Genomic DNA, 23,556 nt, shown 5'->3' with positions numbered 1-23,556 from the left:
TCCTTAGCTTTCCTGTTTCTAGGTTCGCTTACAGAGCAGTAAACAACATCAACCAAAGGTAATATTATGATTTATAAAGAAATATCTTACGGTACAAAAAAATCTTGACAGCTTCTTGCCATCAAGATTTTCCACAACTGCATTTCTTGCAAAATTACACATCGTAGATACGTGATTAATGCCTGCGTGTAAACCGGAGGTTTAAACGTATCTACATTTTAATGTCTTACTTTTTGCCAGTTACCTTACCGAGTAAATTATTAATTTCATCTTCAACAGAAACTGCTTCTTGAGAATTCTCAGGACGCTTCATCTGCTCAATATCAGCGGTACCCTGAATTTCATTCAAACCACCATTGTTCGTGCGCTCTTGAGTCTGTTCTGTATTTGGAGTACCAGGTGCATATCTCGAAACTTCGTCAGTTAATTTCTGAGTTTCTAATAACTGTGTTTCACCTTCTCTGACATCGCTTTTGTAGCTTTCAATCGCAAACGCAGGAACCGCATTTGTCAAAAAGATGAAAGCGCAGGTAAAAACGATAACAACAGTGCGTAAAAAATTCTTCATCATCAAACTACTCTCTAGATAAAAAACGGCAAAAATACTAAAACTACAGTGCTGTTGCAGTATTAACTATTATCAGTAATCTACTAAATATCGCTTCTTGCAACAAGATAGAAAAAATTAATTTCTAAAATCAAATTAACTGTAGTTCACTCAAATTAAGCCTATTATTCTTTTACTAATTATGCCTTCAAATATGAATCAATCTTCAGAATGAGATTGATATATCTCTAGTACTAATCGGTTCACTCTTCCGATAGAGTAGAGACGCGATATATCGCGTCTCTACACTTCACGCAGGAAATTAATACTAGTATAAACTTTTTGAAAACCAACCGACTCATACAAACGTAAGGCGCCGTTAGGGTTATCAGCATCGACACCAAGTCGCACGGTATGCACACCAGCTTGCTTCAAACGTTGTAAGCCAGAAAGTAACATTGCCCTACCTAATCCAATCTTTCTAAAACCGCGTCGAACACCTAAAATTCCAACATTACCTTCGTTACGTCCTGTACGCGCGTTGCTTTCAAGATTAATGTAGCAGTAACATTGTGCAACAAAAGAATCATCACCTGTAACAGCAACTAAATCTAAATCACTTCGATATGAAGATTCTTGAAGCCAATATTTGAGCATTTCAACCGTTATTGGATGAAAATTCCAATGGTCAATAAACGAATTATTATGTAAATCAACCCAAGCTTCTGCGTCTTGTTCACCACTTATACAGCGTAAAATAAAACCGTTTGGAAAATGCGCTTCGGGTATTGGTTCATTCAAATTACGCTCCATCCTAAAAAAATAACGGTCAGTTGTAAAACCATTATTTTCCAAAAGTTTAATGCGTTCGGTTTGAGTAGAACGGGCGCCTACTCGTAGTTTTACGGGGAAAGCACGTTCTATTTTTACTTCGCGCATTCGCATATCAGCCCATTCGATAATTTCTGTTTCTAAATTCTTATCGCGCGCGCGAGGGTGAACATACATATTCAAATAACCATCAATTACTTGATTAGGCTCAGTAATCCACAAATTCCCGAAGCCAATTAGTATACCATCTTCATCTTCCCATAACTGTATATCAAGTTTTTTATCAACCGAAGGAGTATTAAATTCTTCACGCAGTTCTTGAACGGATGCGCCATTATCCAATTTATCAACTTCGTTACAAGTGTTGATGAGATTTGCAATTACTAGTAAATCTTCATCACCTTGTAAAGGGCGCCTGTTTATGGTTAGCATTTCGACTTCCCTATTCAAGTTTATACTACTTAAATACTACAAAAATAATTTTAAGTTTTCGGAAATATAGGCATAAAAAAAGGAGCAAAAATGCCCCTTAATGTAGTAACACAAAGCGTGCTTTCAATTAATAATCTTTGAGACAACACCGGCACCAATAGTACGACCACCTTCACGGATAGCAAAACGCATACCATCTTCAACAGCAATAGGTTCAAGTAGTTCAACAGTCATTTGAACTCTATCACCAGGCATAACCATTTGTGCCTCACTACCATCATCAGCGGTGAAAGCTTCGACAGTACCAGTTACATCTGTAGTGCGTACAAAGAACTGTGGACGATACCCAGCAAAGAAAGGAGTTTTACGACCACCTTCTTTTTCTGTAAGCACATAAACTTCAGATTCCATCTTGGTATGTGGTGTAATTGAACCAGGTTTAGCAATAACCATCCCCCGTTCAACTTCATGTTTTTGTACACCTCGAAGTAATAAACCTACTTGGTCACCAGCTATAGCTTCATCAAGCGTTTGCTTGAACATTTCCACACCTGTAACTGTAGCAGTGCGGGTTGTGGCGCCTATTAATTCCACAGTTTCGCCAACCTTAATTTTGCCGCGTTCAACTCGACCACTAGCAACCGTACCACGTCCAGTAATAGTAAACACATCTTCAACTGCGAGTAAGAAAGGTTTATCAACTTCTCGTTCTGGTGTAGTGATATAAGAATCTACAGCATCCATTAAGCTATAGATTTTATCAACCCACTCATCCTGACCGCGTAGAGTTTTAGGGTTAGCAGTCATTTTTTCGAGCGCTAATAAACCTGAACCAGGAACGATAGGAATTTCATCACCAGGGAAATTATATTCACTCAGTAATTCCCGAACTTCCAATTCAACTAGTTCAAGAAGTTCTAAGTCATCAACCATATCTTCCTTGTTGAGGAAAACAACTAACTTAGGTACACCAACTTGCCTAGCTAGCAAAATATGCTCGCGCGTTTGAGGCATCGGACCATCAGCAGCAGAAACTACTAATATTGCCCCATCCATTTGCGCGGCGCCTGTAATCATGTTTTTTACATAGTCAGCATGACCAGGGCAGTCTACATGGGCATAATGACGCAACGCTGTTTCATATTCAACATGAGCAGTATTAATTGTAATACCGCGCAGCTTTTCTTCAGGCGCCGAGTCAATTTGATCATATCCTGTAGGTTTAGACCAACCAAGCGCAGCCAGAGTCATTGTAATAGCTGCCGTCAACGTAGTTTTACCGTGGTCAACATGACCAATAGTGCCAATGTTTACATGGGGTTTAGTCCGATTAAACTTAGCGCGCGCCATGCATTTGTTACTCCTTTTAGTTGTATGTAGGTTAATGAGTGGTAGAGGTGTCGAACCTCTCTGGTGCTGGTTAAAAGCCAGCTGCATCACCGCTCTGCCAACCACTCAGGTATATATATCTCTTGTGGAGCAGGCATCCCTGCCTGCCCATAAAGTTATGTATTTTCCTTTGTGACTTTTGTGTTCTTTGTGGTTTATTTTTTTGAACCACAAAGGCACAAAGAACACAAAGAAAGAAGAGCAAAGCAACCTTAAAAAAAAGTTGTTAGCCCACAAGGAAGGTGGAAGAGTCGAACTTCTACAGCATCTCTACTGCACTCTGGTATTCCAAACCAGTCGCCATCCACATAGCAGCACCTTCCATATATTTAGCCCCTCTAGGTAGAGTTGAACTACCCATCCAACTGTCGGAGAGTCGGCGCCAAATCCCTTGGTAGAGGGATTTTTTAGTAAGGAAACGGAAGATAGAGGCATCGAACCTCCAGGTATTACCCTGCCCCAGTTTTCGAGGCTGGTTGCCCTCCCTTGAGCAATATCTTCCGTATTATGTCTACCAGGCAGGTACTGCCCCTGCTACAACTGCGTTATCGGCACAGCGCGTCACTATTTCCGCCTCTGGTAGATTAAGGAAGATGGAGGGATCGAACCCCTACGACATCCCTGCCGTACCCTGGTATTCAAAGCCAGTTGCTCTCCCATGAGCAGCATCTTCCATGTAATGGGCGCCTGACGGGACTTGAACCCGTTAATTACTTGCTTCACAAACAAGTGCCTCGACCACTTCGGCTTCAGGCGCCACAATGGAATCAAGGGAACTTGAATCCCTAACCTCTAGTTTGCAAGACTAGCGCTCTATCCATTTGAGCTATGACCCCGTATTGTTTACTCTCGCCAATTCCACACAGCTTCTTTGCCAGTGAGTTCTGGTAAATAAATTCCATCTGACTTATTAGGACGGACATATTTAACTAGAAAATCAACTTTCCATACACGTTCGGAACTTTTACCTGGACTTATTAATGTGTTTCTTTCAACCCGCCAAATTGCACCTTCAACAGGGTCAACGGCGCCATGTCCAGAAACTTGAATTGCTTCTAGAGCTTGTTCAATGGTAAAAGGATTTCCGGTGTGTAATAAGCGTGGTTGAATAAAGCCGTAATCTTTTATACGCTCTGTTACTTCTGTAAGAGGGCTTCTTTGCTTACCTTGCATAATGTCGAATGCAACAAAAGGCTCGTGTGGCAAGTTATATCTAGTACCATGAGCTTGTGCTAACCATTCGCCACATAATCGTTCGCCATCTTTAAGAACAGCTAAGAACCTATCTTCTTGTTTATGTACCCATTTGGCAAATAACCAATGCTGCTCAAAAGGAGATGTATCAGCTAAATATCCCGCGCGTGTTAGGGAGTAAATCTTGCCATCAATTCTGGCAATTCCCACATTTGAACCATCAAGCTTTTCTTGAACGATGATATTATCATGCCTATCGCGCGCTTTCTCAGTAGAGATACGGTTTTGACCTTCGTTGCATTTATAATCACTAGGACCCATCCGAGAACCAGGCAAGTGTGGTATGTGACCGTAGTTTTTAGTACCTAGAGGCTTTCGTTGTAATTCCATTCATTTTAGTTTTCCTCAAATATAGTATATGAAAGCAGGAGTAGTAGGACTTAAACCTACAACCGTCCGGGTAGAAGCCGGATGCTCTATTCATTAAGCTATACTCCCACGAAGCGGATAACGAGGGTCGAACTCGTGCCAGGAGTTTGGAAGACTCGGATGCTACCATTACACCATATCCGCAAGTTAAAAAAGGATACTAAAACCTTTGGTTAAATTCTCTAAATGTTTCTTGCTGTTTGCTTGAGTCAAAAACTGAAAAAACTACGCTTTTAAATCTGCCCCAAAATGGATTATTGGGTAACAATAAATCAGCAAACATTTGGGCAACCATTGATGGTTCATTTCTAAATACACCACATCCCCAGGCGCCTAACACTAAAGCATCACAACCATTATCAGCAGCTAAACTCAGTAATTTACTACCGCGAACTCGAAGCACTTCAGGAATCTTATTAACATCCTGTGGTTGATTTCTTTTAACTTCCCCAGCATTAGGCGCCGGACTTGTAATCAAATCAACGAAATAAGGCTGTAATAACGTTCCCTCATCATCTTTAAAAACTGGACAACCAGGAGAATAAATCATTCTATCGCTGTATAAAAGTGATTTATTACTGCGATGAAAATCATAGTATTCAGGGCATTTTAAAAGGCTTTGGTAAAGTCCGCTACTACGTGCTAAACTTTCCTCTTGTGCTTGAGCGCCTTTAAGAAAACCACCTCCAGGGTTTTTAGCAGAAGCAAAATTGAGAACACCAATTTTTTGATATTTTTGGCTTTGTGCAATACGTTCTGCCCCCATCAAGCTTGTTTCATTCCTCACTTCAAAATCAGTATTTGAGAATTGAGGAGCAGTTGAAAGAACTTTTTGCTGGATATCAAAGAGATTATCAGGGCTGTAGCATTTTGTGTTATCTACACAGGATGCTAATTCTTGTTTGATATCAACTTGATTACCATTCTCTAGAATATAATGACCTGTTTCTAAAATTGAGAGTGTGTTTTGAGCTATTGCAGTTCGTTTCATTTTGACTGTGCATAATTTAGCTGACCACTCAGCCAGGTGGAATATCTCAAGGACTTTATGGCGCCTATAACCAAAACCCTGGATTTTATCGAGGTTTGTACTTTGATTTAGGAGCTTTGACAAGTTAATCTTTAAGCATTGAGGTTTGAGCTATAAGCGTTAACCGTTGAGCTTTAAATTTACCTAACAAGGTACGGCTTATCAGTCCGCAGCAGATTTACAGTCTGCAAATCCATAAATTGAGAGATTTTCAAGTGACCAGCATTTACCTAATTCTAATCGGCAATTTCTATATTAGTTCTGGCATTACTGATTGAAAGTACCCTGTCAACACTCGATTTAAAATCTTCAATAAATTCTTGCCTGCGTTCAATTTCTCTGGCTAAATTAGTTGGGTCAAGCAGTTCTACACCTTCGCGCGCCATAAAGCTATCAGTTAAAGCTTGGTATTGCTCTGAATTAACAGCTTCATTTTTACCCAAGACTTCTAATGCTAGCTTATCTAGTCTTTCTTTTACTTTTGCTTGTGCTTTATCGTACTGGTTACGAGTTTGGTTGTAAGCTGACTCCATAGTGGAAAGAACTGTTTCATAGTAAGCAATGAAATTCTTCATTTCAATCGCTTCTGCTACGGTCATTTCTTGTCCTGCAAGAGTAACGCGCGTTGAAGCATTGGCAAGTACAATTGCTCTTTTAATTAGGCGCCTGCGTTCAATTAGCGCATTCACCCTTTGTAAAGCTGCCCTTGCATTAGCTTCGTATTCTTCTCTGGTTCTATAACCAGTTGGAATTTTACCAACTTCGACGACTGTAATTAAGGCGCCGTTTTGTAAAGCCTTAGTAGCTGAATCAATGCGTTTTTGCAATAGTGTTAACTCAGCCAAAGCATCAGTCACCGTCATTACAGCCATTTAATTTACACACCTCCTCATTGCCTTTATAAAGAATGGCACAGTAACTTTTAATATGGTGAAATTTTAAGGAGCTGGAGAAGGAAGTTGAATCCTTAACCTTCCGATTACAAGTCGGATGCTCTGCCAATTGAGCTACACCAGCATACATATATATTGGTGACGGGGGCAAGAATTGCACTTGCTGATTTCTAGGGTATGAACCTAGCGAGCCACTTTTGCTCCATCCCCGCATATCACCAAATACCCCTAACTGGACTTGAACCAGTAACAACTAGATCCTTAATCTAGTGCCTCTTCCAGTTGGGCTATAGGGGCATAATTTCAAACATTTTTCTTTGCCTATAGCGAAAAACTAGCTTACGTAAGTTTTCTCACTAATGCCCCTGGTAGAACTCGAATCTACAACCTCTTCAGTCTAAGTGAAGCGCCTACTTCCAATTGGGCTACAGGGGCAAAAACTTTATAGAAGCTGCATTAATTTAAAACAATAACCTCCTTTAAACTGTGTATTTTTTAATACCCCTGGCAGAATTTGAATCTGCATCTTCCTATTCTTGAGATAGGCGCCTATGAACCAGTTGGGCTACAGGGGCAAAAGCTTTACGAATCTAAAAAATTAATTGAAATCTACTTTTTTATCTGAAATTTTTTTACAATAATATTGCTATATAACTAATGTGCTATGGTAAATAGTTATCTGAAAAAATCGGGATGGCTGGATTCCAACCAGCGACTCCTTTGTCCCAAACAAAGGCTTCTGGGCACTGAATTACATCCCGTAAATGCTCCTGACTAGATTTGAACTAGCACTTAAACCATTTTTAAGATGGTTGCCTTCTTCTAGTTGGGCTACAGGAGCAAATATTTTTTAGCCTTGCGCTCGATTTAAACTTACAACTAACCATTTCTGAGTTGGGCGCCTATGAACCAGTTGGGCTACAAGTGCATACTTTTTTAGTCCTAGTAATATTTAAAACTCATAAACTACCATTTTTGATGTGGTCAGTTTATTTGAGTTGAGTTATGGGTCTAAACTGGGGAGATAGGGATCGAACCTATATTTTTCCGCTTTCAAAGAGCGGTGCCATACCTTTAGGCGACTCCCCAAGGAAGATTTTAGCTGTTATTAGAAATTGGGATTTTAGATTGATTCTGCTTATTCCAATATCCTCTTGGTGGTTTCTCTATTTCATAAGCTTTACACCATTTTTCTATTGCTTTATCGCTAACGCCAAAATGACTGCTACTTACTGAATTCATCCACCTGGTAATAAACTCCTTGAATAAGTCAGGCTTTAAATAACGCCAAGAGCGCTAACCTGACTCTATAGCTGAATCTAGCTATCAGGAAGTATATAAATAGCTGCCCTGGTAAGTATCGAACTTACGACCTCACGGTTAACAGCCGTTTGCTCTACCACTGAGCTACAGGGCAACGAAGCCCCCCAAGTCAGAATCGAACTGACGACCTTCTGTGCTTCAGACAGATGCTACTACCAACTGAGCTATCGGGGGATAAGTGAGGAGAGATGGGCAACAAATCGCGTGGACTGATTTAATTTGCTCCTCGAATCAGCCACTCTACCATCCCTCCTATGTAATGAGCGCGCAAGGACTCAAACCTTGAATCTTCAGTTTCGTAGACTGACGTGTTATTCAGTTACACTACGCACTCATAGGATTTTGGATTATAAAGACGTTACATGTAACGTCTCTACAACATGTTTGTGATTGGGCAATTATTCAGAGAAGGAGGGATTTGAACCCTCGGCGGGTATTAAACCGCTCTCCCTTAGCAGGGGAGTACAATAAGCCACTCTGTCACTTCTCTAAAAGTAGGTCGGGCAAGATTTGAACTTGCAACGCAAACGCGGCTGTTTTACAGACAGTTGCCTACACCAATAGGCGAGCCGACCCATGAAATACATTAAGTGTAGATGAGGCTTGAACTCACTAATCACATGCTTGAAAGGCATGTCGCTCGACCACTTCGCGTTCTACACCATGTTTTTAAATGTCTACTAAATGTCTACTTTATGCTTGTTTAAAAAGTCATTTTGTCTTCTTTTACAAAGCACATAGTAGAACGCAGCGACTAGGCTTTGAACCCAGATTCTTCGGTTTTGGAGACCGACGTGTTAGCCAGTTACACCATCGCTGCATTTGGTAGCAGTGGCAAGATTCAAACTTGCATTAAACCACTTATGAGATGGCTACCTTATCAATTAGGTTACACTGCCACAATGAAACAAAGGCTGAGGTGAGGATCGAACTCACGCTAACCGATTTTGCAGATCGGCGCCTTTCCGCTTGGCTACTCAGCCATTTTGGAAGCAGTAAGATTTGAACTTACGACCTTCATCCTAAAAGATGACGCTCTGCCAACTGAGCTATACTCCCATTACCAGGATGAGGGGACTTGAACCCCCAACATTTCCGCAGACAACGGAACGCTCTAGCCAATTGAGCTACATCCCGAAAATTTGTAAGGGCGGGTTAACAAAACATAAAACACAGTTTTAGGATATCTATAAACCAGCCCATACAAGTACAAGAAATTGTGGTGAACTTGCCCATTTAATATTCGTCTTATTCAGTTTTCAAGGTTCAGCAAAACTATTTTTAGCTAGTTTTAAACTATTAGATGAAATAAGTATTGAAATAACTGTTGAAAAGTCTTAAGAAAATGTCCGACGCTCGTAGAAGTAAACCCGTTGCGCGTTGCGGATATATTCTTTTGTTTGGTTTTGTGCAAACTCTGAACTTTTATCAGTTCTTGCCTCGGTTTCAGATGGTTTGGAATTGCGAGGCTTTCGTTTGTCTGGGGACACTGGCTTAGACCAGCGCGCGTGTGCTACTTGTGTGTAGAACATTTGCTTTTCCTCCTTTGAGGCGTTGTCTTTTGCCTCACTACATTAATACTACATTAACACTACAAAAGGTGTCAAGGGGTTTTGGAAAAATTTTTTGAAATTGTTTGGAAAGCTTGCGGGAGTCGGATTTGGGTCATGTATTATGTCTGTAGCTAAAGTAGTTGGTTTATTATTGGCTTGAACTAGCGGGGAGTAGCGTGAAAAATATGTTTGTGCGAAAAGGTAAAAATCTAACTGGTTTAGAATCCCCCCAGCCCTTAATAAGGGGGGCTTTAATTCCTCCTCTTGTTCCCTCCTTATCAAGGGGGGCTAGGGGGGATCTAATTTTAGGAATTACTATATGTATGTGTATTACGGCGTGTAGTAGTAGCTCAAAAATAGATACTTCTAACAAACAGGCGCCCCAAAGTAAAGTTTTAGCAGCGAACACAACAGTAAATCCGGCGCCATCACCCAAACCGCAAAATCTGAGTTTTTCTGCTCCTGCTCAACTCCAGGGAAAAACAGTATATAAATCGGAAGTTTCTAATAACGAAAAAGTCATAGCTTTGACATTTGATGATGGACCTTGGAAAGAGACCACACCACAAATGCTAGATATACTCAAGCAAAACAATATAAAAGCTACATTCTTTTGGATAGGAACATCGATTCAAGAAAACCCAGAAATGGCTAAAAGGGTTATTGCAGAAGGACACGCCATTGGCAACCACACATGGCACCACTGGTATAAACAAATGGATACAGCCACAGCAAAAAGCGAAATCGACAAAACCGCAGATTTAATCTACAAAACCACTGGCGCCAAAACCACATTGTTTCGTCCACCAGGTGGTTATTTAAATAACGGATTAGCAGCTTACGCCAAAAGTCAAAACTACACTGTAGTAATGTGGTCACAAACTTCTGCTGATACCGACCCAAAAGCCAAATATGAAGTTTTTGTAAAGAATGTACTTCGAGATGCCAAACCAGGTTCCATTGTGCTGATGCATGATGGCGGAGGTGACAGGCGCCGAACAGTACAAGCGTTGCCAAAAATTATTAGTGGATTAAAAGAAAAAGGTTATAGATTTGTTACCGTTCCAGAAATTCTAGAGTAGGGTGCGTGACGCTATAAAGAACTCACAACGAAGCTAAGGTCTGGTAGCGTCACGCACCATCATGATAGGCGCCAAGCGAATAAGAGCGCACCATCATGATAGGCGCCAAGCGAATAAGAGCGCGCGGTGCGTGACGCTATTAGATGCTTGCTTCGTTTCAGAATCGTTTTAGCGTCACGCACCCTACCCCCTTACTTCTTGACAAGCTTGAGCTTCTTGCCAAAGTTTGTGCAAAAAGAACTCGATGCGGTCGCTAATCGTGGTTACAAAGACACCTGTTGCTTCGTCGCAACTGCTGGACATCCATGAACCGCGTAGCGTTACTTCTAAATATTCCGCGTCGCAAACACAGACGGTGATGATTTCTTTGTCGCTGCGTTTGGTTTGAGCTTTTAGCACCTCTACTCCCGGTAAATCAACAGGAAGCAAAAATGATGCGGTGCTGGGTTCGACGCAGAGACTTTGACCCGCGCGAAGTGATAAAAGCACGCGCGTTTGTATCCAGTCCTCGATAGACTGAGTGATACATTCAAGGTGAAAGCCAGTTTCCGTGTACGTTAATTTCAGCATTATCCATGCGCTCCTGTTACTCCAGGCTTTTAGGTGTATTCATCCAAAACTTTTCGGCAAAAGCTATTGTTGGATGGATTGGTGCTTTTAACTTTTGACGCAGATGCATTCCTGCTTCGCGAAGTGTTTTGTCTCCCTTTTTGGAGTTACATCTTTCACATGCAGTTACTACGTTATCCCATGTATGTGAACCACCCCGCGACCGAGGAATTACGTGGTCTAAGGTTAAATGTTTGCTGCTACCGCAATATTGACAAGTGTGGTGGTCGCGTTTTAATACTTCTCTACGATTTACTGGTGGAACTTTCCATGTTCTCTCACAAGAAGCTATTTTTAAGCGAATGTGTTTTGGTACGTTAAGCACTAAACTCGGAGAGTATACTGTCCAACCAACTTCAGAAAGCATATCGAGAGGTTCCGCTTTTTCTGTCACCAGCAACACAATCGCGCGCTTAATATTGACGCGACATAGTGGTAAGTAGTTTTGCGAAAATACTACCACTGACTGTTCTAACACTTGCCTACTCGCATTCGTCACAGCTTGACTCCTCATAAAATTAACCCCCGCTTCTCCGTAGTTTGGGTGAAGCGGGGGTTAAAGGTTGACTTTGTTGTCTCTTTCCCTATGTCGGTACAGCACTGTTATTCCTGTACCTCCCGCTTCTATTGTTCGGTTTTGACCCTAGATTGAAAACTAGATTTATAGCTTTATCCAACATTTGACTAAATATGCTAATTCGGGCATATCCATAATCTCGATTACCATCTGTGATCTGCTCTTCATATCTATGGGATGTGCCCATAAATAAATACTCCACCTCCACACGCCATGATTCCCAACACCGGAGGGAGCCATGAGCGCGCGCTGAAGTAGAGTTTGGGGAAAAAGTAATCACAGAAAATTTCACCTATTGAACATTCCTATAAACATACTACACTTGTAATACTATCCTGTCTATACTTTTAAGGAGAAAATCATGCATACCATCGCTCGCACCCCAACTACCGATATGGAAGTTACCAGCATCCGTTTAGAGCGAGAACTCAAAGAGAAACTCAAAGACCTATCAGGGAATCAGGGATATCAGGCGCTAATTCGCGACATTTTGTGGAATTACGTTCAGCAAAAGTCGGGTGAGTGGAAACCCAGATTTTCGCGTACTGATATACGAGCCAGCATCGCCGCTACTGCACAGCAAGAAGAACGCTGCGTACTCACAGGCCAACTTATTCAACCACAACAATCTATGCTGCTGGGATTGACGAAAAATGGAGAAATGGTACCCTTAAGTGCCGAGAGTTTAGCCGACTAACATCGAAAACCTGCGCGCAGTCAACTTTCTACTCAGTTACTCAGACTGCGCGCAATCTATTTCATACGCAAAAATAATAATTTATTTAAGTTAACATTAATTAATTAAATGTTTTTTTGGTCAATTTTCATTTAATCTGATAAATCCAAGGTCATATAGCGAAGGCACCCAACTACCTTCAATTACTTAGAACAAAAGTTCTACTTAGAATAATTGCCTTATAAATAGGAGTAATACAGTACTAGAATGAGCTAAAAGCAAATCTTGAACTTTGTGTAAATATTTTCTCTCTGCCATCGGTAAATACTGGTTTAAATAAAAATTTATTTGAATCTATTGGCTTTACTATCGCAAATAATTATCGCGGCTCCAATAGCCGTAAGATTATAGTCATAAATTATCTCAGTACACTGAATAAGCCTCAGTATTAACGCGGATAGACTTTGCAAGCTATTTGTCATAAATCTAGCAATATTACGGTTTATGTACAGTCGTAGACAAGATATTCTAAATCAGAGTCAGTAAGTTAATTTACGCGCATCTCTGTCAATTCTCTCGTGTTGAGCTTAGTTTTCTTCCTAGAATGTCATCTTATATCTTTAACATGTTGGCTAAATACGCTTATGATATTTTGTCATCTTGAAAAAAAGGGGCTATAACAGGTGAAAGAAAGTTTTGATACGGTCAAAGGGTTATCAGGGTGCAATCTATGTAGGGCGAACCGTATGTCAGGAGGGTGGGTAGTACAAAGATGGGTTCAATGTTTAATAGCTTACCAGGCATGAAAAAGCTTATTTCATCGCCTTTACAAGATTTGGATGAAGTAGACCGAATAAGTAATTACCCGTATGGAAAGCTGATGCAGCATCAGGATACGTCAGTTCATGAACTGGCAAAACAGATAAATAAAATAGTTGTTGATTCCTCACCTGTGTTAGAAATGTTGGGTTTTGTTGCTCAGGTGTTAGGAAGTGCGTTCAGTGCTGACTGCTGCTTGATTACGGTACTTGGTGAGGTGGACAAGCCAATCGCCGCCAGTTGGTTTAAACAAGACCCTAACTCAGGTACAATCTACCCTGACGAAATGTTATCAATGGAGCAAGTAAATTTACCTATTATCCAGTGTGCATCTGAAACATTTACAATCGATGACATTTCGACTATTGAAAAGTGTTTAATAGCTGGATGCCATAATTTGCATTTGAGCATTAAAACTGTTTTAGCTATCCCTACACGCTTTGGCAGTCGAAATAATGGTGTTATTACATTGATCAAGTTACAGCCATATGAATGGACTCAAAGCGAAAAGCAAATGCTCAAAGCGCTTGAACCTACATGTGCCATCGCATTTTCTGTAATTACGCAAAAGCAAATTATTGCTTCACAGCATCAATACGTCGAAATATGTACACAACACCAAAGTCTCATTAAACAATTATCTATATTAGGTCGTAGCAACTTAGAATTAAACCAAGCTCTCCAGTTAGTTATCACTTCTACTGCTGAAGCGCTTCAAGTTGACCGTGCTTTATTAATATTACTTAAATATACAGACCCCTTATTCCGGATTCGACAAAACAAAAAGCAAATTCCGAATGCTAAGGCTACAGTCACTTCCAAATGGCTAAACGAAGCTGAATTCCGCAATAATATAGACTCAGAAGAGCCTTTTCTTACATCTGATTGTGGATTATGCCAGCGTATATTTACTGAATCTAGTAAACCTATTATTGTTCGAGATATTGCAGAAGAAACAGAAATAGCAACTGCGGCGCCAGTATTTAAAGCATATACTTTTCCAGCTATATTAATGATGCCTCTGGAAAATCAGGGGAGAATATTAGGATTTGTAGTACTTCAACAAGCAGTACCGCGCGAGTGGCAAACAGCCGAAACAAATATAGTTGAAATGGTTTGCGCGCAACTAAGTAACTCGATCATCCAGTCACAAACCTTACGGCAAGTTCAAATGCTCGTTGATGAGCGCACAGCACAACTTCAGCGAAGTTTGGAAGTACAAGCAAAATTGTACGAAAAAACAAGACAGTACGTTGAGCAGTTACGCGAACTCAACCGACTCAAAGACGAATTTTTGAGTAACATGAGCGATAGACTTCGCTATCCCCTTACTAACATGCGGATGGCAATGCGTAACTTGCGTCAACCCACAATTGGACCCGAACGTCAAACTAGATACCTTGATATTCTTGAACAAGAGTGTGACAAAGAAATTAACTTGATTAACGATTTGCTCACACTCCAGAAGTTGGAGACCCATTCTGAGCGTCCACAATTAGAAAATATTGATTTAAATAATCGAATTCAATCTTTAGCAAGTCCGTTTGAGAAAAAACTAGCGGAAAAAGGTATAAATATTGTTCTTGAATTACCCTCCCAACCACTGACGTTGGAAACTGAAATCGAAAGCTTCGACCGAATTATTCAAGAATTGCTTACAAATACTCTTAAATACTCACAACCCGACACCACGGTTAATTTAAAAGTCACTTCTAAGGTAGTTGAGCAAATCGACCGAGTTATTATAGAAATGACAAACATCGGGCGTGGTATCTCAGAAGAAGAAGCAACCTATATTTTCGATAAGTTCCGTCGTGGTAAAGGACGATGGACTCCAGGTACTGGACTCGGACTAGCGCTTGTTAAGTCTTTAGTACAGCACTTGAATGGCACTATTGCTGTTGCAAGCAATCAAATTGAGGAATGTGACGAATGCGAAATTCGCTTTACCCTCGACCTGCCTCAATTTTCAGATGACATTAACCCATAACCCAGACAGTGACTCAACAATACAACCCCGCAGAGGACTTTGATACTTCTGCCCAAGATGATAATAACCATACATTGGCGCCATTAGATGCTTCGGAATTACAAGCTGTAGAGATTGTAATTGAAAAAATAGCCGAACGCAGGCGCCAAATTACTGCGAAAGTCGAAATCTCGCGACCACCAGAAGTTGTTTGGAAGGTTTTGACGAATTATGAGGCACTGCCTGAATTTATCCCAAATTTAGCTAAAAGTCAGTTGCTCGAACATCCCCAACCTGGAGGTATTCGTCTCGAACAAGTCGGTACAGAACGGTTATTAAAGCTCAACTTTAACGCGCGCGTTGTTCTAGACCTGTTGGAGTCTTTCCCCACAGAAATAAACTTCCAGATGGTTGAAGGTGATTTTAAAGAGTATTCAGGGAGTTGGCAATTACTAGGATGCGTCAACAACGAGCAAGGAACAAAACTTTGTTATATTCTCAACGTTCATCCTAAACGTCTTATGCCTGTAGGTCTTATCGAACAACGTTTGAGCAGTGGCTTGAAAGTCAATCTCCTCGCAATCAAAAAACACGTCGAGTCTTTATAAAATATTTTCTTGTGGGGTGGGCATCCTTGCCCGCCCAGCTACTATGATAGACAAGGATGCCTGTTCCACAATAAACAATATCAAATTTCTTGTATACCCCCAGGGGAATTCGAATCCCCGTTACCTCCGTGAAAGGGAGGTGTCCTAGGCCTCTAGACGATGGGGGCGCATTGGACTCAACAATATCTAAGTTAACGGTTTTGCTGCTCGTTGTCAATACACTTGGACAAAAAAAGTTTTGCAAGCCAATATGGTAAGAATTGGAGCCAATTAATACAGTCGGGCTGTCAATACCAGCACATTTATGAGGATTGTGTATGTTATGAGGTTTCATAGCATCGGAGCTTAAATATCGTAAGATGGTTAACTACGTATGTCGATGAATGTCATTTTGGTAAAAAAATTGCTAGAAAAGATTGAGTATAATCTTGGCTGGGTTAAATTTATTAACTACTATTGTCTAAATCAGATTTTGAAACCTTTCGCTCAAAATCTATAACATGGAAGCATCCCTTGATATCACCCTTCAGATGGTGATTGCTGTTATCGCTGGAATTGGCGCCCAGGTATTGGCTACCTACCTGAAGGTGCCAAGCATCGTTTTTTTATTATTGTTCGGTATTCTGCTGGGTTCAGATGCGTTTGGCTTACTGCATCCGCATGTTCTTGGCATCGGCTTGGAAGTCATTGTGGGCTTGGCAACAGCAATAATCTTGTTTGAAGGTGGACTTAATTTAGATTTGCGCGAATTAGGTAAAGTCTCCTTGACACTGCAATTGCTTGTCACATTGGGAACTTTGATCACACTCATTGGTGGAACAATAGCAGCTCACTGGCTCGGTGAATTTCCGTGGGCAATCGCATTTCTTTATGCTTCCGTTATTGTTGTCACAGGTCCCACTGTTATTAGCCCTCTGCTCAAACAAATTAATGTTGATAGACAAGTTGCCACCCTACTCGAAGGTGAAGGGGTTCTAATTGACCCCGTAGGAGCAATTTTGGCTTTCGTTGTTCTCGATACGATTTTAGACGGTGAACCTGACCCGAAAATTGCTGTCATCGGTTTATTCGTCCGTTTAAGTATTGGTGCTTTAATTGGCGCCTTGGGTGGCTATTTAATGAGCTTGATTTTCAAGCACGCTAATTCTTTATCTTTTGAACTTAAAAATCTCGTCGTTCTCGCTGTTCTTTGGGGAATATTTGTTCTTGCCCAAACTATCCGTACAGAATCCGGAGTTATGAGTACTGTTGTCGCTGGCGCCGTGTTCGCGAACTCCTCTGTCTCAGAAGACCGTCTATTGCGTCGATTTAAAGGACAACTTACGATTCTAAGCGTATCGGTTTTATTTATATTACTAGCGGCAGATTTATCGCTCAAAAGTGTATTCGCTCTCGGTTGGGGTAGTTTATTCACTGTACTAGTATTAATGTTCGTGGTACGACCGATTAATATTCTTTGCTGTACCTGGAATAGTGATCTCAACTGGCGCCAAAAAGTATTCTTAAGTTGGGTAGCACCTAGAGGCATCGTTTGCGCTTCGGTAGCTTCACTGTTTGCTATTTCTTTAACACAACGAGGTATCAATGGTGGTGAAGCAATTAAAGCGTTGGTTTTCCTGACAATCATCATGACTGTTGTTTGCCAAGGATTAACTGCTGGATGGGTTGCAAACCTACTGCAAATTACTTCTAAAGAAGCAAAGGGAGCGGTAATTGTCGGTTGTAGTCCTTTGAGTTTACTTATTGCTCGCTTATTCCAACAGCGAGGCGAAAAAATTGTCATGATTGATACAGACCCAGAGTCTTGTCAAGCTGCTGAGGCTGAAAATTTAACCGTTATTGCCAGCAGTGCCTTAGATACAGGTGTGTTAGAAGAGGCAGGTTTGAGTACAGTTGGTACTTTCTTAGCAATGACTAACAATGGTGAAGTCAATTATGTTTTGGCACAGCGCGCGGCAGAAGAATTTAACCCACCAAGAGTTTTAGCAGTTTTTCCACGTCCACCTCAAGCAAACGGTGGCACCAACGGTGTAGTCAACCAAGCGTTTAGCCCAGAATTGACAATCAAAAATTGGAACGAATATCTTAACGATGGACAGGTCAAGTTAGGCAAGACAACTTTGAACGAAGTTGATTTTGGTAGCCAACAAGCACATCTACAAGCACTAATTAGAACTGGGGAACTAATTCCTTTATTATTTGAACGTGACGAAAACTTACAGGTACTACCAGCATTACAGGAATGGGAAATTGGAGACAGAATAATCTATCTACTACATGACCCAAGACCGAATTTATTAAAAAGATTATCAGATGCTAAACAGTCTACTAGCTTGACGCTTACAAATATTCCAGAGGTTGAAGAAGTTCCGCTCACCAGGTTAGCCCAACTTTCGGCAGCGGATTTTAAACGCATATAATTAATATTTTTTGTGGTGCCTTTGTGGGGAATGTGAGTTTCAAGTCCTTGCAGTAGAAGCATCTTCTTGTTGAACTTCTTGGAGTTGTGGTGCTTCAGGTAAATCATTGTGTGCGTGCATTTCTTTATCTTGCTTAAGAACACCTACTAAGTGTGTAATGGCAAATATAAGAGCAGCAACTGAGACAATATAGCTGTGCATAGTGTACAAGTGTTCGATAGTAACGCTGTTAGTTGCACCCCCACCAGTTAAGATATCGCGCAACTGATGACCGATGAAAAGTATTGATTCAATTGTTCCAAGTTCAATGCTGAAGCGCCAATAACCATCTTGTCTCCAAGCTAAAATCATTGCTGTCCAGTCGAGTCCAATTGCAGCAAGTGTAACTAAAATACCGCTAACCCAAGCAATCAGCCAACTCTTGCGAAATTGCCGGCTCAAAAACATGACTACGATTTGAATCAGACCCACAATAATCATTCCATTGCCAGCTATATTGTGTGCCTTATGGAACAACCATCCATATTCTACTTCTGTATCTATTTTTGCAAGTGAAGTATATGCCGCACCTGCTCCAGGCTCATAATAGAACGATAGTAAAATTCCTGTACTGGCGCCAATCAAGAACAACGTGATAATTACTACAGACAATATAGTGGTAAGTCGCCGTAAACTAGTATCTAACTGGGTCGTACCCATAAAATTGCCTTTCCTTGCTTGGAAATTGTATATATATATTACAATTTTAGCTAAGATATATTAAGTTTTTCTAGGTCTAAGGAGTGAAAAGTGGCAACGGATACAACGGATGTAACGGATGATTTATCCCTCAAAAACCTATATATAGGCTTAAACCTCAACTAAGATATAAATATCAAGCCAAAATAAAAGACTGAACACAAAAGAATTGAAAAAATTAACTTGCAAATGTGATTTATAAATCAGAAATTGCTAGGTATAATACGTTTTAGTAAAAAAAATGAAGTAACGTTAAAGATTATATAGCCTCTCCTGTTCGAGCATTTTGAGGTCTGAGTTATGATTTGTAGAGGGAAGGCATTAAGTCTGATATTTAATCTTAAACAATCTTAAACAAGAAAAATTGTTAGTCTATATAAACCAGAGTTGAGTGAGTGAAATTGCTATGTCTTATGCATCCTTTCTGAGAAACGTACCCGAAATATTAAGCCAACCGACTGGAATCGCTGCCCTTGCGTCGCTTGGTATTCACGGCGCCATTGCCTTCATACTCCCGTTAATGCCAGTTGAATCTTCAAAGACGGCTAAACAATCAACCACGACGACGAAACCAATTGGGTTGTCAGAATTGAGCAGCAATGAGCAAAGTCGTATCCCGAATAAGGCGCCTAACCAACCTGGTATTCAGTCACAACTTCCACCGCTACCAAATCAAATTCCAGCACTGCCATCACAGCAGCAACTTCCTTTAAATCTTTCAGGTACACCAACAGTTCCCACAGTACCAACAGCTGGAACAACCACAGGTTTACCTCCATCACCTCCTGCTGGTTCTACTAGTTCGGGGTTTTCACCTTTACCAAAAGCTTCGAGTTTCAATCTTGCGGGACTGCCAAGAGGGGGAAGTCCGGTACAAAAATTTAATCGTAAAGACCTGGCTATTGACCCCTCTAACTACGGTTCAACCCCAATAATGAGTTCGAGAACGCCATATAGCGTCTCTTCTGTGCCTCGTAGCAACATAAGATATAGACAGTCTCAAACATTATCGCGTGCAGATAGACCGTCAGATATGCCAAGTATGGCGCAAACAAATGTACCTGTTGTTGAACCACCACCATTGTCAACTGATAATACTGGTCTTGCAGCGCTTCCCCCAGCACAACCTGGAAACGAGTATAACGCCCAGAACGGCATTCAAGCTCAAAATAATGTAGTTCGACCTGACACATATATTGCCCCAGTAGATAAAAACCCAGCTTCAGGAAATGGAAATCTCGCGTTAGCTCCATCTCCCATTCCATCTTTCCAGCCACAAACAGGTGGTCTAGTGGATAGTGTAAATAATCAAACAGGGGCAGTACAACCCGGTACAAATACAAAAGTATCAACAGGTAGCAATCAAGAAAAGATTGACCAAACTATTTTAATCGCAAAAATTTCTGAGCAATTCCGTAAGGAATATCCACAAGGACAATTTCGGGCGCCTGTTCGTTTGTCTATGGATAAAAGCAAGCTTGAAAACATTACTGATGTTTCAGTAATAATGAATGGTGAAGGAAAAATTGCTGATTTTAAACTTTTAGGTGATGCTTCTAAAATTTCATTTGAAAAGCAGCAGGCAATCCGCCAACGTTTACAGCAGTATTTTAAAGAAAATCCAACTTCCACAAACGGGAAAGGCGCCCTTTTCAGCTTTAGAATATCACCTGACAATGTAACCTCTACCGAAGCTTCTGACTCAAAAGATTCACTGCAAAATACTCCAAAAACACAATCAGCACCATCAACGGGAAACATATTTGATCAACTATCGGGAGTACAATCAAATCGTCAACCCGTTACAGTCCCATCTGTTAATACACCAACAGTAAGTAACACCACAAATAACAGTGTCAATTCCAGTAATAATACTGTTAAAAAGACTATCCCCGCTCCAGCATTACCCGGAACATTAAAACCAATAAGTACATCCCCACAGGGTAATCAAACAGCTATACCTCAACTACCATCGCAAAAACCTAGTTCCAATGATATACCCCAAACACTTAGTAAAGTTCAACCTGCACCTATTGTGGCGCCCAAACAACCAGTAAGTGAAACTGCTACAAAACCAACAACACCAGAAGCTCCGAAAACCACTTTAGCCAACAGGTTACGAAGCAGTCAGTCTTCAGATAACGACAGTCAGTCTTCGCTTGTTGAAAAACTACGCAAAGTTAAACAACAGCGCGAAAACGAAAATCAGTAAAAGCAACTTTTGAAAATCCCCGGCTCAAAACCGGGGTTTATTCAAGACTTTTCCGACCATCCTATTTCCGCTTCTTGAAACACATAAGCAGCAACCTCTAAGATTTCTTGCTCGCTTAACTTGTTTTTAAAAGCTGGCATCGCACTTTTACCATTCTTAACTTGATGAATTATTGCCTGTATTGAATCAGTATTGTAATTCTCTAAGTATTGAGACAAAGCTTCTTTATATAAAGTCTTGTTGGCAACTAATATATTACCACCACCTAAATGACAAGAAGAACAGTTATTACTAAAAATTTTAGCTCCGTTAAAATTAGAAGTATCAGCTGCTAATGCTGGGTTTATCTGTAAAAACCCGATTAGTATAATCATCAATAGAAATTTTAAGATAATTTTCAATATAAATCTCCTCGCCAATCAGTTACTGCAAGCGTATTACCCACTTTTACTATTCTAGAGTTGCAGCAAAAATTTGCAGGAGTAGTATCCAACATTTCCAATAAAGTCATCTCCGCACTAACAAATTTAGGTGGCAAATCTGTTTTGTTTGAAGCTGCACAACTTAAAAATCGCACAACTACACAAAACAAACTTACCACCTTAAGTTCCAATAGTAATTATATTGACTATAATTATAATTACTATCCTTCAACAGTGATTTTACCAACCATACCAGCACCACGGTGAGGTTCACAGTAAAAAGTGTAATCACCAGCAGGGGTATCAGCTGGGAAAGTTGTTTCTGTTGCTTGACCAGGATTCATCATTAGTTGTTTGTGGGATAATGCTTTTGCAAAATCAGCGCTTTTTGCAGCATTTTTACTTTTGTCGAACACAATGTTATGGGGAGGTACTTTGTTGTTGACCCATTTGATTGTGTCACCTGGTTTAATTGTCACTTTAGATGGCTCGAATGCCAGCATTCCCTTATCGCTGCCCAGCTTAATTGTAACGATTTCAGCCGAAGCGCTGGGTGCAAAAACAACAAAGCTGCTTACAACAAAAAATACTGTCACGACAGCTAAACTAAAGCTTCGCAGTGTTGCTGCTATCAACTTCATGGCTTTGTCCTCAAATTTTTCTTTGTTTGACTACTCTTTATATCTTACGACGAAATATGACAGCTTGTCATAGTTAATTTATTTTATTGATGCTTGAAGTATATACATATTAAATATGTATGGTTTTTGATAAATATATAAGTTTTAATAATAGCCAAATGTGGGCAGTGTCATTAAATTTGGGAAGTTCAGATTCCCGACTTCTTCAAGAAGTCGGGAATCTAAACACCCGCGACTCACCAAAACTTTTGACATGAACCACTAATCTACTGGCGCCTAGATAAAATGAGGGCAGGCAAGCTTAATAGTAAATTTTGCCGCCACCCCATTGTGAACCAACAATCTTGGGTTGCAAGAGAATATATCCAGCAATAGCTTCCAAGTCTTTGTCGGTTAGGTTACGCATTTCGGTAAAGATATCAGCGCTCTTAGTGCTGGGATGTAATTCGGAGATTTCTTCTTCTCCATCATATGTAGTGGGGTTCTTCATATAATCCACCAACCCAGCAATATTATTACGGTTAGGTGTTGCCCCAGCAAGAGCATCTGGTTCTAAACCAACGTTTTGGTTAGTTTTAGTTACACCACCAGCGTGGCATTGGGCACAAGCGTACTGAAATAGACGTTTGCCTTCTTTTATTTGTTTAAGATTGAGAACTTCGGTATCTCCGGACTCATTGGCAGCTACGGTACGAACTTCTTTAGATAATTCCACCGCATAAGCGCTACCGATAAGAAATTGGAACGTAAGCAACACAGTCGCTACAAATATGCCAATGAATTTTCTTAACATTTTTCCCCTTAAAGCTTTTGACGCTCAACACAGCTAAGTAATGTTATGACGCTCAATCTCAATAAAGCTAATAGCCTCCCGGCGCGCTGTAGCATCCTAGTAATACAAAGTGATTTTGACCCATATATTAGGTAGGAATGCTACGAGTCAACAATTGCAAAACCCATAATTGCTTATCGCCAACGGGTAGAGATTGAGGGTGCTGTTATACAAATATCATGTTCGGAGTGCAAATAGTCGCCAAAACTACAAAAGTATTGAGTGATGAGTGATGAGTGCTGAGTGATGAGTGCTGAGTGCTGAGTGCTGAGTGCTGAGTGATGAGTGCTGAGTGATGAGTGCTGAGTGCTGAGTGATGAGTGCTGAGTG

The 23,556-nt window shown here is 40.6% G+C and carries 21 protein-coding genes, 24 tRNA genes and 1 pseudogene; 6 read left to right on the top strand and 40 right to left on the bottom strand.

Annotated elements, in window-relative coordinates; genetic code table 11:
• Nucleotides 1-226: 226 nt before the first annotated feature.
• From AC2JBO_RS23260 to AC2JBO_RS23105, 32 genes and pseudogenes are all read right to left on the bottom strand, one after another.
• Nucleotides 227-571, bottom strand: coding sequence for a hypothetical protein (locus AC2JBO_RS23260; RefSeq protein WP_496956007.1), 345 nt, complete (start codon nucleotides 569-571; stop codon nucleotides 227-229).
• A gap of 279 nt (nucleotides 572-850) precedes the next feature.
• Nucleotides 851-1,810 carry a GNAT family N-acetyltransferase gene (locus AC2JBO_RS23255; RefSeq protein ID WP_496956006.1) on the bottom strand — a complete coding sequence of 320 codons (960 nt, stop codon included), beginning with the start codon at nucleotides 1,808-1,810 and terminating at the stop codon, nucleotides 851-853.
• A 123-nt stretch (nucleotides 1,811-1,933) separates the two neighbouring features.
• Nucleotides 1,934-3,160 (bottom strand): elongation factor Tu, encoded by a 1,227-nt coding sequence (tuf, locus tag AC2JBO_RS23250; protein ID WP_496956005.1) that lies wholly within the window; start codon nucleotides 3,158-3,160, stop codon nucleotides 1,934-1,936.
• A gap of 35 nt (nucleotides 3,161-3,195) precedes the next feature.
• Nucleotides 3,196-3,267 (bottom strand) — tRNA-Lys (locus tag AC2JBO_RS23245).
• A 202-nt stretch (nucleotides 3,268-3,469) separates the two neighbouring features.
• Nucleotides 3,470-3,634 (bottom strand): hypothetical protein, encoded by a 165-nt coding sequence (locus tag AC2JBO_RS23240; protein WP_496956004.1) that lies wholly within the window; start codon nucleotides 3,632-3,634, stop codon nucleotides 3,470-3,472.
• A gap of 247 nt (nucleotides 3,635-3,881) precedes the next feature.
• Nucleotides 3,882-3,956: transfer RNA gene (locus AC2JBO_RS23235), tRNA-His, on the bottom strand.
• Nucleotides 3,957-3,961: 5 nt separating this feature from the next.
• Nucleotides 3,962-4,035 (bottom strand) — tRNA-Ala (locus AC2JBO_RS23230).
• A gap of 7 nt (nucleotides 4,036-4,042) precedes the next feature.
• Nucleotides 4,043-4,783, bottom strand: coding sequence for an RNA ligase family protein (locus AC2JBO_RS23225; RefSeq protein ID WP_496956003.1), 741 nt, complete (start codon nucleotides 4,781-4,783; stop codon nucleotides 4,043-4,045).
• A gap of 35 nt (nucleotides 4,784-4,818) precedes the next feature.
• A tRNA-Arg gene (locus AC2JBO_RS23220) sits at nucleotides 4,819-4,891 on the bottom strand.
• Nucleotides 4,892-4,895: 4 nt separating this feature from the next.
• Nucleotides 4,896-4,966, bottom strand: a tRNA-Gly gene (locus tag AC2JBO_RS23215).
• 16 nt (nucleotides 4,967-4,982) lie between these two features.
• Entirely contained in the window at nucleotides 4,983-5,813 is an 831-nt protein-coding gene (locus tag AC2JBO_RS23210) for a TIGR02452 family protein (RefSeq protein WP_496956002.1), read from the bottom strand.
• 275 nt (nucleotides 5,814-6,088) lie between these two features.
• A complete protein-coding gene (locus tag AC2JBO_RS23205; protein WP_496956001.1) occupies nucleotides 6,089-6,724 on the bottom strand; it encodes a hypothetical protein in 636 nt (211 codons plus the stop codon).
• Nucleotides 6,725-6,796: 72 nt separating this feature from the next.
• Nucleotides 6,797-6,869, bottom strand: a tRNA-Thr gene (locus tag AC2JBO_RS23200).
• Between the two features lie 12 nt (nucleotides 6,870-6,881).
• A tRNA-Met gene (locus AC2JBO_RS23195) sits at nucleotides 6,882-6,957 on the bottom strand.
• Between the two features lie 11 nt (nucleotides 6,958-6,968).
• Nucleotides 6,969-7,042 (bottom strand) — tRNA-Leu (locus AC2JBO_RS23190).
• Nucleotides 7,043-7,105: 63 nt separating this feature from the next.
• Nucleotides 7,106-7,180, bottom strand: a tRNA-Leu gene (locus AC2JBO_RS23185).
• A 64-nt stretch (nucleotides 7,181-7,244) separates the two neighbouring features.
• A tRNA-Leu gene (locus AC2JBO_RS23180) sits at nucleotides 7,245-7,320 on the bottom strand.
• Nucleotides 7,321-7,433: 113 nt separating this feature from the next.
• Nucleotides 7,434-7,506: transfer RNA gene (locus AC2JBO_RS23175), tRNA-Pro, on the bottom strand.
• Between the two features lie 4 nt (nucleotides 7,507-7,510).
• Nucleotides 7,511-7,586, bottom strand: a tRNA-Leu gene (locus AC2JBO_RS23170).
• Nucleotides 7,587-7,761: 175 nt separating this feature from the next.
• Nucleotides 7,762-7,834 (bottom strand) — tRNA-Gln (locus AC2JBO_RS23165).
• 9 nt (nucleotides 7,835-7,843) lie between these two features.
• Nucleotides 7,844-7,963, bottom strand: a pseudogene (locus AC2JBO_RS23160) (HNH endonuclease signature motif containing protein); the annotation flags it as partial.
• Between the two features lie 127 nt (nucleotides 7,964-8,090).
• Nucleotides 8,091-8,162 (bottom strand) — tRNA-Asn (locus tag AC2JBO_RS23155).
• Between the two features lie 6 nt (nucleotides 8,163-8,168).
• Nucleotides 8,169-8,242: transfer RNA gene (locus tag AC2JBO_RS23150), tRNA-Phe, on the bottom strand.
• Between the two features lie 86 nt (nucleotides 8,243-8,328).
• Nucleotides 8,329-8,402 (bottom strand) — tRNA-Arg (locus AC2JBO_RS23145).
• Between the two features lie 69 nt (nucleotides 8,403-8,471).
• A tRNA-Ser gene (locus tag AC2JBO_RS23140) sits at nucleotides 8,472-8,558 on the bottom strand.
• A 5-nt stretch (nucleotides 8,559-8,563) separates the two neighbouring features.
• A tRNA-Tyr gene (locus AC2JBO_RS23135) sits at nucleotides 8,564-8,644 on the bottom strand.
• Nucleotides 8,645-8,814: 170 nt separating this feature from the next.
• A tRNA-Trp gene (locus AC2JBO_RS23130) sits at nucleotides 8,815-8,888 on the bottom strand.
• A 3-nt stretch (nucleotides 8,889-8,891) separates the two neighbouring features.
• Nucleotides 8,892-8,967: transfer RNA gene (locus tag AC2JBO_RS23125), tRNA-Met, on the bottom strand.
• Nucleotides 8,968-8,979: 12 nt separating this feature from the next.
• Nucleotides 8,980-9,051: transfer RNA gene (locus tag AC2JBO_RS23120), tRNA-Cys, on the bottom strand.
• Nucleotides 9,052-9,055: 4 nt separating this feature from the next.
• Nucleotides 9,056-9,127: transfer RNA gene (locus tag AC2JBO_RS23115), tRNA-Lys, on the bottom strand.
• Between the two features lie 4 nt (nucleotides 9,128-9,131).
• Nucleotides 9,132-9,205 (bottom strand) — tRNA-Asp (locus AC2JBO_RS23110).
• 200 nt (nucleotides 9,206-9,405) lie between these two features.
• Nucleotides 9,406-9,600 (bottom strand): hypothetical protein, encoded by a 195-nt coding sequence (locus AC2JBO_RS23105; protein ID WP_496956000.1) that lies wholly within the window; start codon nucleotides 9,598-9,600, stop codon nucleotides 9,406-9,408.
• 344 nt (nucleotides 9,601-9,944) lie between these two features.
• On the opposite strand from AC2JBO_RS23105, the gene AC2JBO_RS23100 reads away from it, so the two are divergent.
• Nucleotides 9,945-10,703, top strand: coding sequence for a polysaccharide deacetylase family protein (locus AC2JBO_RS23100; RefSeq protein ID WP_496955999.1), 759 nt, complete (start codon nucleotides 9,945-9,947; stop codon nucleotides 10,701-10,703).
• A gap of 59 nt (nucleotides 10,704-10,762) precedes the next feature.
• On the opposite strand, the gene AC2JBO_RS23095 is transcribed toward AC2JBO_RS23100, so the two are convergent.
• The 3 genes from AC2JBO_RS23095 to AC2JBO_RS23085 are packed head-to-tail and all read right to left on the bottom strand — an operon-like array spanning nucleotide 10,763 to nucleotide 11,826.
• Nucleotides 10,763-10,885, bottom strand: coding sequence for a hypothetical protein (locus AC2JBO_RS23095; RefSeq protein ID WP_496955998.1), 123 nt, complete (start codon nucleotides 10,883-10,885; stop codon nucleotides 10,763-10,765).
• 1 nt (nucleotide 10,886) lies between these two features.
• On the bottom strand, nucleotides 10,887-11,273 hold the full coding sequence (locus tag AC2JBO_RS23090; protein WP_496955997.1) for an alr0857 family protein: 387 nt from the start codon (nucleotides 11,271-11,273) through the stop codon (nucleotides 10,887-10,889).
• Nucleotides 11,274-11,289: 16 nt separating this feature from the next.
• Entirely contained in the window at nucleotides 11,290-11,826 is a 537-nt protein-coding gene (locus tag AC2JBO_RS23085; protein WP_496955996.1) for an HNH endonuclease, read from the bottom strand.
• Between the two features lie 424 nt (nucleotides 11,827-12,250).
• On the opposite strand from AC2JBO_RS23085, the gene AC2JBO_RS23080 reads away from it, so the two are divergent.
• The 3 genes from AC2JBO_RS23080 (at nucleotide 12,251) to AC2JBO_RS23070 (ending at nucleotide 15,961) form a co-directional block, all read left to right on the top strand.
• Entirely contained in the window at nucleotides 12,251-12,586 is a 336-nt protein-coding gene (locus AC2JBO_RS23080; protein WP_496955995.1) for a ribbon-helix-helix domain-containing protein, read from the top strand.
• 781 nt (nucleotides 12,587-13,367) lie between these two features.
• Nucleotides 13,368-15,374 carry a GAF domain-containing sensor histidine kinase gene (locus AC2JBO_RS23075; protein ID WP_496955994.1) on the top strand — a complete coding sequence of 669 codons (2,007 nt, stop codon included), beginning with the start codon at nucleotides 13,368-13,370 and terminating at the stop codon, nucleotides 15,372-15,374.
• Between the two features lie 8 nt (nucleotides 15,375-15,382).
• Nucleotides 15,383-15,961: an SRPBCC family protein gene (locus AC2JBO_RS23070; RefSeq protein WP_496955993.1), complete on the top strand. Its 579-nt coding sequence runs from the start codon at nucleotides 15,383-15,385 to the stop codon at nucleotides 15,959-15,961.
• Nucleotides 15,962-16,055: 94 nt separating this feature from the next.
• On the opposite strand, the gene AC2JBO_RS23065 is transcribed toward AC2JBO_RS23070, so the two are convergent.
• A tRNA-Glu gene (locus AC2JBO_RS23065) sits at nucleotides 16,056-16,128 on the bottom strand.
• Between the two features lie 333 nt (nucleotides 16,129-16,461).
• On the opposite strand from AC2JBO_RS23065, the gene AC2JBO_RS23060 reads away from it, so the two are divergent.
• Entirely contained in the window at nucleotides 16,462-18,381 is a 1,920-nt protein-coding gene (locus AC2JBO_RS23060) for a cation:proton antiporter (RefSeq protein ID WP_496955992.1), read from the top strand.
• A 39-nt stretch (nucleotides 18,382-18,420) separates the two neighbouring features.
• Here AC2JBO_RS23060 and AC2JBO_RS23055 read toward each other — a convergent pair whose 3' ends face one another.
• Complete coding sequence (locus tag AC2JBO_RS23055) at nucleotides 18,421-19,080, bottom strand: cytochrome b N-terminal domain-containing protein (RefSeq protein WP_496955991.1); 660 nt, start codon at nucleotides 19,078-19,080, stop codon at nucleotides 18,421-18,423.
• Nucleotides 19,081-19,525: 445 nt separating this feature from the next.
• Here AC2JBO_RS23055 and AC2JBO_RS23050 point away from each other — a divergent pair, with 445 nt between their 5' ends.
• Nucleotides 19,526-21,331, top strand: coding sequence for a hypothetical protein (locus tag AC2JBO_RS23050; protein ID WP_496955990.1), 1,806 nt, complete (start codon nucleotides 19,526-19,528; stop codon nucleotides 21,329-21,331).
• A gap of 41 nt (nucleotides 21,332-21,372) precedes the next feature.
• Here the strand turns inward: AC2JBO_RS23050 and petJ are convergent, their stop codons facing one another.
• From petJ to psbV, 3 genes are all read right to left on the bottom strand, one after another.
• Entirely contained in the window at nucleotides 21,373-21,726 is a 354-nt protein-coding gene (gene petJ / locus AC2JBO_RS23045; RefSeq protein ID WP_496956015.1) for a cytochrome c6 PetJ, read from the bottom strand.
• Between the two features lie 248 nt (nucleotides 21,727-21,974).
• Nucleotides 21,975-22,394 (bottom strand): plastocyanin, encoded by a 420-nt coding sequence (gene petE, locus AC2JBO_RS23040; protein WP_496955989.1) that lies wholly within the window; start codon nucleotides 22,392-22,394, stop codon nucleotides 21,975-21,977.
• Nucleotides 22,395-22,695: 301 nt separating this feature from the next.
• Nucleotides 22,696-23,187 (bottom strand): photosystem II cytochrome c-550, encoded by a 492-nt coding sequence (gene psbV / locus AC2JBO_RS23035; protein WP_496955988.1) that lies wholly within the window; start codon nucleotides 23,185-23,187, stop codon nucleotides 22,696-22,698.
• Between the last annotated feature and the right edge of the window lie 369 nt (nucleotides 23,188-23,556).

This window comes from Calothrix sp. CBUCES-K 9914, assembly GCF_059640475.1.
This window is presented reverse-complemented; position numbering and strand designations above follow the sequence as displayed.

Excerpts from the sequence above, each read along its gene's own strand:
- AC2JBO_RS23225 (WP_496956003.1), bottom strand. The coding sequence starts at position 4,783 with ATGGAATTACAACGAAAGCCTCTAGGTACTAAAAACTACGGTCACATA.
- AC2JBO_RS23105 (WP_496956000.1), bottom strand. The coding sequence starts at position 9,600 with ATGTTCTACACACAAGTAGCACACGCGCGCTGGTCTAAGCCAGTGTCC.
- AC2JBO_RS23210 (WP_496956002.1), bottom strand. The coding sequence starts at position 5,813 with ATGAAACGAACTGCAATAGCTCAAAACACACTCTCAATTTTAGAAACA.
- AC2JBO_RS23260 (WP_496956007.1), bottom strand. The coding sequence starts at position 571 with ATGATGAAGAATTTTTTACGCACTGTTGTTATCGTTTTTACCTGCGCT.
- AC2JBO_RS23060 (WP_496955992.1), top strand. The coding sequence starts at position 16,462 with ATGGAAGCATCCCTTGATATCACCCTTCAGATGGTGATTGCTGTTATC.
- AC2JBO_RS23090 (WP_496955997.1), bottom strand. The coding sequence starts at position 11,273 with ATGCTGAAATTAACGTACACGGAAACTGGCTTTCACCTTGAATGTATC.
- AC2JBO_RS23050 (WP_496955990.1), top strand. The coding sequence starts at position 19,526 with ATGTCTTATGCATCCTTTCTGAGAAACGTACCCGAAATATTAAGCCAA.
- petE (WP_496955989.1), bottom strand. The coding sequence starts at position 22,394 with ATGAAGTTGATAGCAGCAACACTGCGAAGCTTTAGTTTAGCTGTCGTG.
- AC2JBO_RS23075 (WP_496955994.1), top strand. The coding sequence starts at position 13,368 with ATGAAAAAGCTTATTTCATCGCCTTTACAAGATTTGGATGAAGTAGAC.
- AC2JBO_RS23100 (WP_496955999.1), top strand. The coding sequence starts at position 9,945 with ATGTGTATTACGGCGTGTAGTAGTAGCTCAAAAATAGATACTTCTAAC.
- AC2JBO_RS23205 (WP_496956001.1), bottom strand. The coding sequence starts at position 6,724 with ATGGCTGTAATGACGGTGACTGATGCTTTGGCTGAGTTAACACTATTG.
- AC2JBO_RS23080 (WP_496955995.1), top strand. The coding sequence starts at position 12,251 with ATGCATACCATCGCTCGCACCCCAACTACCGATATGGAAGTTACCAGC.
- psbV (WP_496955988.1), bottom strand. The coding sequence starts at position 23,187 with ATGTTAAGAAAATTCATTGGCATATTTGTAGCGACTGTGTTGCTTACG.
- AC2JBO_RS23255 (WP_496956006.1), bottom strand. The coding sequence starts at position 1,810 with ATGCTAACCATAAACAGGCGCCCTTTACAAGGTGATGAAGATTTACTA.
- AC2JBO_RS23055 (WP_496955991.1), bottom strand. The coding sequence starts at position 19,080 with ATGGGTACGACCCAGTTAGATACTAGTTTACGGCGACTTACCACTATA.
- AC2JBO_RS23085 (WP_496955996.1), bottom strand. The coding sequence starts at position 11,826 with ATGAGGAGTCAAGCTGTGACGAATGCGAGTAGGCAAGTGTTAGAACAG.
- tuf (WP_496956005.1), bottom strand. The coding sequence starts at position 3,160 with ATGGCGCGCGCTAAGTTTAATCGGACTAAACCCCATGTAAACATTGGC.
- AC2JBO_RS23240 (WP_496956004.1), bottom strand. The coding sequence starts at position 3,634 with ATGCCTCTATCTTCCGTTTCCTTACTAAAAAATCCCTCTACCAAGGGA.